At 68.6% G+C, this 11,545-nt stretch carries 8 protein-coding genes; 5 read left to right on the top strand and 3 right to left on the bottom strand.

Annotated features, from left to right (window positions below; genetic code table 11):
• Positions 1-475: 4'-phosphopantetheinyl transferase superfamily protein (locus tag AC1DYX_RS20955; RefSeq protein ID WP_477262375.1), on the bottom strand; the 475-nt coding region annotated here is incomplete at its 3' end.
• The gene (locus tag AC1DYX_RS20950; RefSeq protein WP_477262373.1) at positions 475-4,500 is read right to left on the bottom strand and encodes a Pls/PosA family non-ribosomal peptide synthetase; all 4,026 of its coding nucleotides are present in this window, start codon (positions 4,498-4,500) and stop codon (positions 475-477) included. The genes AC1DYX_RS20950 and AC1DYX_RS20955, both read right to left, overlap by 1 nt.
• Before the next feature lie 254 nt (positions 4,501-4,754).
• Between AC1DYX_RS20950 and AC1DYX_RS20945 the strand changes: the two genes are divergently transcribed.
• The 5 genes from AC1DYX_RS20945 (at position 4,755) to ccoS (ending at position 11,248) form a co-directional block, all read left to right on the top strand.
• A complete protein-coding gene (locus AC1DYX_RS20945; protein WP_477262371.1) occupies positions 4,755-6,302 on the top strand; it encodes a methyl-accepting chemotaxis protein in 1,548 nt (515 codons plus the stop codon).
• 228 nt (positions 6,303-6,530) lie between these two features.
• On the top strand, positions 6,531-7,958 hold the full coding sequence (hemN, locus tag AC1DYX_RS20940) for an oxygen-independent coproporphyrinogen III oxidase (RefSeq protein WP_477262369.1): 1,428 nt from the start codon (positions 6,531-6,533) through the stop codon (positions 7,956-7,958).
• A gap of 4 nt (positions 7,959-7,962) precedes the next feature.
• Positions 7,963-8,724, top strand: coding sequence for a sulfite exporter TauE/SafE family protein (locus AC1DYX_RS20935; RefSeq protein ID WP_477262367.1), 762 nt, complete (start codon positions 7,963-7,965; stop codon positions 8,722-8,724).
• Complete coding sequence (locus tag AC1DYX_RS20930) at positions 8,721-11,108, top strand: heavy metal translocating P-type ATPase (protein ID WP_477262365.1); 2,388 nt, start codon at positions 8,721-8,723, stop codon at positions 11,106-11,108. Before AC1DYX_RS20935 ends, AC1DYX_RS20930 begins: the two co-directional genes overlap by 4 nt.
• A 2-nt stretch (positions 11,109-11,110) precedes the next feature.
• Positions 11,111-11,248 carry a cbb3-type cytochrome oxidase assembly protein CcoS gene (gene ccoS / locus AC1DYX_RS20925; protein WP_477262377.1) on the top strand — a complete coding sequence of 46 codons (138 nt, stop codon included), beginning with the start codon at positions 11,111-11,113 and terminating at the stop codon, positions 11,246-11,248.
• 115 nt (positions 11,249-11,363) lie between these two features.
• Here the strand turns inward: ccoS and AC1DYX_RS20920 are convergent.
• Positions 11,364-11,545: hypothetical protein (locus tag AC1DYX_RS20920; RefSeq protein ID WP_477262363.1), on the bottom strand; the 182-nt coding region annotated here is incomplete at its 5' end.

Here is an 11,545-nt window from a genome sequence, read left to right as displayed (position 1 = left end):
GGCCGCGGCACTTGAGCCGTGCTTCCCGCTCGCTCCACGCGCGCGCGAACGCGGCGGCGCGCGCAGGCGCGGGYAGGCAGGCCAGCGCGGCCGCGCGTGCGGGGCCGAGGTAGTCGCGGGCGACGGCTTCCCAATCCGGCACGTCGCTCACCTGCATCACGTCGATGCCGACGGCGCCGCCGTCCAGCCGCACGGCGGCCACGGACAGGTCGCTATCGTGGCTGATCGACAGGGCAAGACGGCGCGAACCGTCGAGGAGGGCATACGGTGCCTCGCCCGGCGCGCCGCACAGCAGGACGCGTTCGGAGGGCAAGCTGGCCGCCTGCGCGAGCGCGGCCACAAGCGCGCTACGGATCGTACGGCGGGCGGTGGCGCGGTCGGTCTGGCCGCGAACGCCGATGACCTGGACGGGGTCGGAGCCGGGCGCGAGCGTGAACCCGCCTTCCGCCCACCAGCGCACGGGCACCGACGCCATCACGCCCGCTGTGGCGCCGCCGGCAAGCCGTTCCAGCCCGTCGCGGCCGGGATGTGCTCGCCCTTCATGACGAGGGTCAGCGGGCCGATGCGGGCATTGTCGCCGACCTTCGCGCTGTACAGCACGGCGCTGCGCGGACCGATGTAGACCTTGCTGCCGATATCGACGTGGTCGATCTTCATCACGCGGTCTTCGAAGAGGTGCGTCTGCGGGCACGACAGCGCGTTCAGTTCGCTGTGGTCGCCGACCCTCACGCAGTCGAATTCCGTGATGTCCGTCGTGTCCATGTACACGCCGCGGCCGATGCGGCAGCCGAGCAGGTTGAAGGCGAGGGGCAGCCACGGCGTGCCGCGCAGGTAGCGCATGAAGTTGGGGACGGCGATGCCTTCGTACATGTTCGTCACGCCTTCGGACAGCCAGACGAACGGTGTCCACATCGGCTCCGCGCGCTTCTGGTAGCGGCCCAGCAGCAGCCACTTGAATGCGAGCACGAACAGGTAGTTGCCGATGCCGTACGCGAGGCCGACGAGGGCCAGGTCCCAGATCACCTCGCCCCAGCGGCCGGCGCCGGCGATCGGCATCAGGTCCAGCACGACCGTGTAGCCGACGGCGATGACGACGGCATGCGGCGCGACGATGCGGAACGCTTCGACGAGGGTACGGCCGAGGCGGCGTTGCGGCGACGGGCGGTAGGTGAGGTGTTCCGGATAGCCGCTGACCTGTTCGCGCGCCGGCAGGTGGAGCGGCGGGGAGCCGAGCCAGGTGTCGCCGCCCGTCATGCGCTCGTTCGCGGGCGCATGCGTGTGCACGCCCACGAGCACGCCTTCCGGCAGCACGGTGCCGTCCGGGATATAGCTGCCGTTGCCGACGAAGCTGCGGTTCGAGACGACGGTCGCCTCCATCGTCATCCAGCCGCCGTCGATCTGCTCGTCGCCCAGCATCACGGCGTCGGCGATGAAGGTCTCGTCGCCCAGGGTGAGCATGTCGGGGACGACGCCCAGCGCCGTCGAGATCTCGGCGTCGCGGCCCACTTTCGCGCCAAGCAGGCGATACCAGTACGGTGCGAACACGGTCGCGTAGATGCCGTGCAGGACGTTCAGGCTCGATTCCTGGATGTGACTCACCAGCCATTTTTTGCAGTAGGTGTTGCTGTGGACGGCCGAGCGGCCCGGCATCATGCGCGGCAAAAAGCCCCAGCGGATGGCGGCCGACACGAGCATCGTCAGCGCGATCAGCACGGCGGACGCGGGCAGCGCCAGCACGAAGTAGCGCACCAGCTGGCCCTGGATCGAGTTCTGCGCGAGGATCGGCATGGCGCCGCGCTCGTCGAACCAGTCGATCAGCACGAAGCTGGGGAACACGGGCATGAAGAACAGCGTGGCGACGAGCAGCATGCCGAACACGAAGAACAGCGCTTCGCCCGCCAGGCGCGCGCGGGACACGGGCGGACGGGGCGGCAAGGTGGACGGATCGAACGCGCCGGTGTCGCGCGCGGGCGAGCCGCTCCAGACGCGGCCGTCCGGCACGGACGCGCCATCCGGCAGCGCGGTCTGGCCCTCCACGTGGCCGCGCCGGCCGACATTCGTATTGCCTTCGAGGATGGCGTACGACGACACGCACGCATCGTCGTCCAGCCGGATGCGGCCGAGGATGAGGCGGCCGCGTTCGACGCGCGCGTTCTCGAAGTTGACGGCATTGCCGATGCTGACGTTGTCACCGATGTCCAGCAGGTCGGGCGAGCGGACCGTCATCGAACCGATCACGACGTCATGCCCGATCTTCGCGCCCAGCAGGCGCAGATACCAGCCATACAGCGACGAGCCGGCCAGCAGGTAGGTCGGCGCGGCGTCGACGAGGCGGTCGGCCAGCCACCACCTGAAAAACGTCAGGCCCCACAATGGATACGAGCCCGGCCGCAGCCTGCCCCCGACGAGCCATTTGCCGCCGATCGCGAACACGAATTCGAGCAAGGTCGCCAGCAGGAACACGACGATCGACGCGGCGATGGCGCGCGGCACCGAGTCGCCCGGGTCGCCCGTGAAGAAGTGATACGTGAAGAACGGCGCCAGCCACTGGGCCATGCGCAATGTGATCAGCACGGGCACCGTCRCCAGCTGTGCCACGCCGCACAGCCAGCGGCGCGCGCCGGGCGGCGGCGTCCAGTCGGGTTCGATGGCGGCCGTGCCGGCAGCCTGGTCCAGGCCCGACGCGATGGCGCCGATCTGCCGGTGTTGATAGATATCGCGCACCGTCACCTGGGCGAAGCGCGGATTGGCCCGCAGCGCCGTCGCGAGGCGGGCGGCGAAGAACGAATGGCCGCCGAGGTCGCTGAAGAAATCGAGCTCCCTCCGGATCGGCTGGCCCGGGAACAGTTTTTCCAGCGCGGAGAACAGCGCTTCCTCGCCCGGCGTTTCGGGCACGTCCGATTCGGCCGGATCGCTGGGCAGCGGGGCCGACAGGGCCATCGCCTTCAGCGCCTTGCGGTCGATCTTGCCGGAGGTCAGACGCGGCATGATGGACAGGCGTTCGAAGCGGCTCGGCACCATGTACGGCGGCAGCGTGCCGGACAGGGCGCGGCGCAACGTGGCCGGCGACAGCTGCTCGTCCGTCGCGCCGGCGGCCGGCACGAAGTAGGCGACGAGGCGGTCGATGCCGTCGTCCTTGCGCAACAGCACCGCTGTCGTGCCCACGCCTTCCTGCTGGGCGAGCTGGGCCTCGATCTCGCCCAGTTCCACGCGGAAGCCGCGGATCTTGACCTGGTCGTCCGTGCGGCCCAGGCATACGACCTGGCCATCCGGTTCGATGCGGGCGAGGTCGCCCGTGCGGTACAGGCGCGGATTGTCCGGACCGGAGGACCATGGATTGGCGAGGAATTTCTCGGCCGTCAGGTCGGGCCGGCCGAGGTAGCCGGCCGACAGGCCCGGGCCGATGATGCACAGCTCGCCCGTGTCGCCGCGCGGCAAAATCTGCAGACCCTTATCGGTCTCGGTCGAAATGACCAGCAGGCCATAGTTCGGCAACGGCGTGCCGATCGTGATCAGACGGCCCGGCTCCAGCCGGGCGAGGCTGGCAGACACCGTGGCTTCCGTGGGGCCATAGGTGTTGAACATCTGGCGGCCTGGCTTCGAGAAGCGCTCGACCACCGTTTCCGGGCACATTTCTCCGCCCAGGTTGATGATGCGCAGGCTCGGTACGTCGTCGGCGAACAGGGCCAGCAAGGTGGGCACGGCGTGCAGCACCGTGACGCGGTTTTCGGCCAGCAGGCGCGGCAGGGCTTCCGGATCGCCGGCCGTTTCCTTCGGGCCGATCCATAACGTGGCGCCGACCAGGTACGAAATCCAGATTTCCTCGAACGACATGTCGAAGGCGACGGAAAAGCCCTGGTAGACCTTGTCCGACGCTTTCACGCCCAGCACTTCGTTTTCGCTGCGCAGGAAGTGGCAGATGCTGCGCTGGTCGATCAGGATGCCTTTCGGCTTGCCCGTCGAGCCCGACGTGTAGATGACGTAGGCGGGGGCGTCGCCCGGCACGTGGCCGCGGCGGCGCAGCGCGTAGTCCTCCGGCGCCGGCGCGAGCAGGGCCTCGGCCGTGTAGATAGTCTGTGTCACCGGGCCGAGGCGGTCGCGCATGCGCTCGCTACTGACGAGTGCGGGGGAGCCGGCGTCTTCCATGCAGACGAGCAGGCGTTCGACGGGCGTGTCCTCGTCGACCGGCAGCCAGGCCGCGCCGGCTTTGGCGATGCCGGCCTGCATCACGAGCAATTCGATGCCGCGTGGCATCCACAAGCCGACGATGTCGCCGGGCCCGATGCCGGCGTCGATCAGACGCGACGCGGCCAGGCTCGCCTGTTCGTCGAGTTCGCGGTAGGTCAGCCGACGGTCGCCGGCGATGAGGGCCGGCTGGTCCGGCGCGCGCCGCGCGCTGGCGTCCAGCAGGTCGGCCAGGATCTCGTCGCGCAACAGCTCGGGCTGGTGCGGACCATAGAGGACATCGGGATGCCGTGTCAGAGGAGAGATATCGTTCATCAACGGCTACTTTGGGTTGGTTAAGTCTTTATCAAGCAAAAACACGATGCGCATCAAGGTTGGTATAGCGATCCCAGCGGGCATTTGCGCGCAGGGTACATCATTTTAACGGCCGGGCGGCGCCCGTGTTTCTTGCCGTGGCCGTTTAACAGTTATTCCGCCATTTTTGATCTGCATCAAGGAGCAAACCAGCCGTGATTTCATAAAATTTCCAAAAATCAATAAAACCATGCCAGGACAACAAGGAGTCACGCTTGCGTACCAATCTGCCCGTCACGGGTATCGAATATCCGTTGCAGGACGGCCAATCCATCGTCTCGAAGACCGATACGAAGGGCCGTATCACCTATGTCAACCCGACCTTCATCGAGGTCAGCGGCTTCGCCGAGGAAGAACTGATCGGCAAGGCCCACAACATGGTCCGCCACCCGGACATGCCGCCCGAGGCGTTTGCTGACCTGTGGCAAACGCTGCAGGCGGGCGAGCCGTGGACAGGACTCGTGAAAAATCGTCGAAAAAACGGCGATTTCTACTGGGTCGTCGCGAATGTGGTCCCCATCAAGGAGGCCGGCGCGACGGTCGGCTACATGTCGGTGCGCACGCGTCCCACGCGCGACCAGGTCGAGCGGGCCGAGGCCCTCTACAAGCGCATGCGCGCCGGCCGGGCCGACGGATTGACCATCCGCCGCGGCGCTCCCGTCCGCACGGCCTGGTGGGCCGGCCTGCTGGACCTGCGCCACCTGCCGCTGGGCCGGCGCCTGGGCATCATGATGAGCGCGCAGGCGGTGCTGATGCTGGCGCTGGCCGGCGTCACCCACGAATGGGGTTGGCGCCTGCTGGCCCTGGCCGGCGCCGCACTGACGTTGGCCGCCTGGGCCGAACTGCACCGCGCCATCGTCGCGCCGATGCAGACGGCGCTGGACGCGGTGTACGCGCTGGCCGGTGGCGACCTGTCGCGCATGCCCGCGCGCGGGCGCGACGACGAGATGGGCCGCCTGTTGCTGGCGCTGCGCCAGCTGAACATCAACCTGACGGCAATCGTGGGCGACGTGCGGACCAGTGTCGACTCGATCGAGGCCGCGACGCGCGCCATCGCCGAGGGCAACCAGGACCTGGCGCAGCGCACGGAGGAGCAGGCCGCCAGCCTGGAGCAGACGGCCGCGAGCCTCGCGCAAATCGCCGCCAAGGCGGGCCAGAACACCGACAGCGCGGAGCGCGCCGATGGCCTCGTGGGCGAGGCGTCGCGCGTGGCCGGCCGCGGCGGCGAGGCGGTGCAGGAAGTCGGCAGCACGATGGGCCAGATCAGCGGATCGGCCACGCGCATCGTCGACATCATCGGCCTGATCGACGGCATCGCGTTCCAGACCAATATCCTGGCCCTGAACGCCGCGGTGGAAGCGGCGCGCGCGGGCGAGCAGGGGCGCGGCTTCGCCGTCGTGGCGGGCGAGGTGCGCAGCCTGGCGCAGCGCTCGGCCGGGGCGGCGAAGGAAATCAAGGCGCTGATCGACGATTCCGTGCACAAGGTCGGGCAGGGCAACGAGCTGGTGGATGCTGCCGGCCGCACGATGCGCGCAGTCGTGACCTCGGTGCAGGACGCGGCCGTCATCATGGAAGACATCACGGCAGCGTCGCGCGTGCAGAACGAGGGCATCGCGGAGGTGAATGCGGCGCTGGTGCAACTGGATGGCATCACGCGCGAGAACGCCGGCCTCGTCGAGGAATCGGCCGCGGCGTCGGCCAGTGTGGCGGCGCAGGCGGGGCATCTGGCGCAGGTGTTGTCGGTCTTTAAACTCGCCCGATAATCGTCAGACCGCCCGTGCCGTTACACCCATGGTGGGCACGGGGTGCCCACCATACGATGTCACGATTACCGTAGGGTGGGCTCCCCGAGCCCACCAGGCGCATGCGTCGTCGCGGCAACGAGCCGGCCAAGGTACCAGACCCGGTTTTTGGATTTTTGATGCAAGTCAAGGATTTTGCGAGACCCCCTCAATAAACTCCTTTCATACAATGCAGGAAGGAGTTTCAAGATGTTCGATGCAGTCCCCCGCGCCCCGGCGCTCCATGCGTTCCAGCCCGTCGTCGAATTCGACGCCGGCCTGATCGCCCGGTTGAGCCGCAACGGCCCCCGTTATACCTCGTATCCGACGGCGGACCGCTTCACGGAATCGTTCGGCTACCGCGATTTCCTGCACGCCGTCGCCGACCTGCGCACGCGCGGGGCCGGCAAGCCGCTGTCGCTGTACCTGCACATTCCGTTCTGCGACACCGTCTGCTACTACTGCGCCTGCAACAAGATCGTCACGAAGAACCGCGACAAGGCCGCCACCTATCTCGCCTACCTGAAGCGCGAAGTGGAGATGCAGGGCCGCCTGTTCGCCGGCATGAACGACATCGAGCAGCTGCACTTCGGCGGCGGCACGCCGACCTATCTGTCGGATTCGCAGATGGAAGACCTGATGACGCACCTGCGCCGCTGCTTCCGCTTTGCGCCGGACAGCGTCGGCGAGTATTCGATCGAGATCGATCCGCGCACCGTGTCGATCGGCCGCGTGCACAGCTTGCGGCGCCAGGGGTTCAACCGCATCAGCCTGGGCGTGCAGGACTTCGATTCGGACGTGCAGGAGGCCGTGAACCGCATCCAGCCCGAGGCCGAGACGCGCGCCATCATCCAGGCCGCGCGCGACGCGGGTTTCCGTTCCGTCAGCATCGACCTGATCTACGGCCTGCCGAAACAGACGACCGACACGATGCGCGCCACGCTGGACAAGGTGATCGCGGCATCCCCGGACCGCATCGCCGTCTACCATTACGCGCACATGCCGCACCTGTTCAAGCCGCAGCGCCGCATCAACGAAGCGGACATGCCGGACAGCGACACGAAGCTGCGCATGCTCCAGCTGTGCATCGAGCGCCTGACGGCCGCGGGCTATGTCTACATCGGCATGGACCATTTCGCCAAGCCCGACGACGACCTCGCCGTGGCCCAGATGCAGGGCCGCCTGCACCGCAATTTCCAGGGTTATTCGACGCACGCGGACACCGACCTCGTGTCCTGTGGCGTGTCGGCCATCAGCGCCGTCGGCGCCACGTACAGCCAGAACGTCAAGACGCTCGACGCCTATTACGACGCGCTCGACCGCAACGAGTTGCCGGTGGCGCGCGGCATACGCCTGTCGATGGACGACGTCCTGCGCCGCAGCATGATCCAGAAGCTGATGTGCCAGTTCGAACTGTCCATCGCCGCCATCGAGCAGGCGTTCCCGATCGCTTTCCACACCTATTTCGAGCGCGAGCTGGCAGAGCTGGCCGAGCTGGAACGCGACGGCCTCATCGAGATCGAACCGGACTGGATCACCGTCACGCTGAAAGGCCGCCTGCTGATCCGCAACGTGTGCATGGTGTTCGACCGCTACCTGGCCTCGCGTACAGTCGCCACCCACTCGAAGACGGTGTGACGGCATGAACGCCGTCGTGTTGGTTCCTGCGTTGCTTCCCGTGTTCGTGGTCGGCCTGCTGGGCAGCGTCCATTGCGCCGGCATGTGCGGCGGGATCGTGGGCGCGCTGTCGGTGGCCCCGTCGGTCGGCCGCACGATCCCGATCCGGCCTGCGCCCGCCGCACATGCGCCGCTGGCGAACGTCCTCGCCTACAACGCGGGCCGCATCGGCAGCTACATGGCGGCGGGCGCGCTTGCCGGCGGACTGGCGCAGGGGGCGCAGGCAGTCGCGCGCTTGCCGGCGCTGCAGGCCGGCGCGTACTGGGCCGCGAACCTGATGCTGGCCGCGCTGGGCCTGTACCTGATGGATGCGTGGCACGGCCTCGCGCACCTGGAGCAGGGCGGGCAGGTCGTATGGCGCCGCGTGCGGCCGCTGTTGCGCAAAGTCGGTCCGATCGATGGACCGGCCCGCATGTTCATGGCGGGCAGCCTGTGGGGCTGGCTGCCGTGCGGGATGGTCTACAGCGTCCTCGTTACCGCAATGCTGAGCGGCTCCGCGTACAGCGGCGCCCTCGTGATGCTGGCCTTCGGGCTCGGCACGCTGCCGATGCTCCTCGGACTGGGCCTCCTGGGCACGCGCGTGCGCGGCTGGTTGCGGAACCCGCGCGTGCGGCTCGCGTGCGGCATCGTCGTGCTGGGTTTCGGCCTGCTGGGTCTYGCGCGCGCCGCGGGCGGCCTGCCGCATGGCTGGATCGACACCCTGTGCGTCGCACCGGGGGCCGCATGAGCGCCGCCGACCTGGCGTCGTGTTACCACTGCGGCCAGCCGGCACCGGCTACGAGTCCGTGGACGGCCGTCGTCGACGGCGCTGCCCGCGCCATGTGCTGCCCCGGCTGTGCTGCCGCGGCCCAGGCCATCGCCGACGCCGGTCTCGCGGATTACTACGACAATCGCACGGCGTTCGCCGCGCCAGGCAGGAATGACGCCGACCTCGCCGCGTTGCGCGCCTACGACGACGTGGTGGAGGCCGGCGATGCCGTCTTCACCATCGAAGGCATGCGCTGCGCCGCCTGCGTATGGCTGATCGAACGCCGCGTGGGCGCGCTGCCGGGCGTGACGGAAGCGCTGTTGAACGTGGCGACTGAACGCCTGCGCGTGCGCTGGGACCCGGCCGTGTGCAAGGCCAGCGACATCCTCGTCGCGCTGCGCGCCATTGGCTACACGGCATATCCGCTCGACGCGCGCCGCCACGCGGCCCATCTCGAACGCGAGCGCAAGACGCTGTTCCGCCGCCTGTTCGTGGCGGGTCTCGCGATGATGCAGGTGATGATGTACGCCTTCCCCGTCTACYTCGCGACGGACGGCACGATGGATGACGACATGCGCGCGCTGATGCACTGGGCGGCCTTGCTGCTGACCGTGCCCGCGGTGACGTATTCGGCCTGGCCCTTCCTGCGCGGCGCGTGGCTGGACGTGCGCCGCGGCGTGGCCGGCATGGACGTGCCGGTGGCGCTGGGCATCCTCGCCGCGTTCGCGGGCAGCGCCGCGTCTGTCGTGCGCGGCCACGGCGACGTCTGGTTCGATTCGATCACGATGTTCGTATTCCTGCTGCTGGGCAGCCGCTACCTGGAGCTGGATGCGCGCCGGCGCGCCGCGCGCGCACTGGAAGGCCTGCAGCGTGTGGCGCCGGCGACGGCGCAGCGGATGCCGGGCTGGCCCGAGGCGCGGACGACGGAGCAGGTTCCCGCCGACAGGCTGGCGCCCGGCGACTTGGTGCTGGTGGCGCCGGGCCAGGCGGTGCCGGCCGACGGCGTGATCGTCGAAGGCGAGACGGAAATCGACCTCGCGCTGCTGACGGGCGAAAGCCGCACGCGCGGCATGGGACCGGACGCGCAACTGCCCGGCGGCGCCGTGAACGTGGCCCAGGCCATCGTCGTGCGCGTGACGAGCAGCGCGCGCGACAGCGCGCTGGCGCTGCTGGTGCGGCTCGTCGAGCGCGCCGGGCAGAACAAGCCGGCGCTCGCGTTGTGGGCCGACCGCGTCGGCGCATGGTTCGTGCGCGCGCTGCTGGCGCTGACGGTCGTCGTGTTCACGGGCTGGCAATTCATCGATCCGGCGCGCGCCTGGCCGGCCGCGATCGCGGTGCTCGTCGTGTCGTGCCCGTGCGCCCTGTCGCTGGCGACGCCGACGGCACTGGCCGCCGCCACCGACCGCCTGCTGCGGCGCGGCGTGCTGGCCGTCAAGCCGCATGTGCTGGAAACGCTGGGCCGCGCGACGCACGTCGTGTTCGACAAGACCGGCACGCTGACCTATGGCCATCCCGTGCTGCGCGACACGCTGACGTTCGGCACCCGCCGCAGCATGGCCCTGCAGCTGGCCGCCGCGCTGGAAGCCGGCAGCGCGCATCCGCTGGCACAGGCGCTGCGCGATGCCGCGAAGCCTGTCGCGCTCGTGGCGGAAGCGCTGCGGCAGGTCGTCGGCCAGGGCGTCGAGGGCGAGATCGGCGGCCGGCGTTACCGGCTCGGCAATGCCGCGTTCGTGGCCGACCTCGCCGGCACGGAGGCGCCGTGCGGCCAGCCCGCCGGTGTCACGGCCGTCTGGCTCGGCAGCGGCGCCGGCTGGGTGGCACGCTTCGACCTCGTCGACGAGATACGACCGGAGGCACGCGACGTCGTCGCCACGCTGCGCGAGTCGGGCAAGACGGTGGTGCTGTTGTCCGGCGACGCCGAGGACGCGGCCCAGGACGTCGCCATGCAGCTCGGCATCGGCCACGCGCTGGGCCAGCAGCTGCCCGAGGACAAGCTGCACGTCGTGCGCGGCCTGCAGGCCGGCGGCGCCGTCGTGGCGATGGTCGGCGACGGCATCAACGACGCGGCCGTGCTGTCCGGCGCCGACGTGTCGTTCGCGATGGGGCAGGGCGCCCAGCTGGCGCAGCTGCACGCCGACTGCGTCCTATTGGGTGAAGGCCTGCGTCCGCTGGCCGCTGCGCTGGACACCGCAGATGCCACGCTGCGCGTGATCCGCCAGAACCTGGGCTGGGCGATGCTGTACAACGTGGCCGCGATTCCCGCGGCCGCGTGCGGCCTGCTGAATCCGTGGTTGTCGGGTGCGGGCATGGCGGCGAGTTCGGCGCTGGTGGTGCTCAACGCGCTGCGGCTGAGAAGGGGATGACGATGGAAGCCTTGTACTTGCTGGTGCCGCTGAGCGTGATGTTGATTGCGTTCGCGGTGTGGATCTTCTTCGGTGCGGCCGACAGTGGGCAGTTCGACGACCTCGAGGGCCCGGCCCTCAGAATTCTCGATGACGAGTAGGGTGGGCACCCCGTGCCCACGCGTAACGCCAACAAACCGCATACGTCACGCGTGGGCACAGGGGTGTGTTTAGCACAGGGACATAGGTAACACATGTCTAGAGACATGGGTGACACTACCTGGTCGTCATTTTAGCGGCGGTGAGGTCGATTTGGCCGACCTCTTTATGGCAAAAGATGATCTTTAGCACGCCGTCCTTTTCTGTCGGTCGGATGGCGACGCTTTCTTGATACAGTCCTTCGCCGACGAAGTACACGCCGCCTTTGTAGTTGATTTGGCCGTGGCGGCGTACGGTGC

The organism is Massilia sp. P2_C2 (assembly GCF_056404615.1).
The sequence above is the reverse complement of the archived record's forward strand: the minus strand, read 5'-3'. Positions and strand labels throughout refer to the sequence as shown.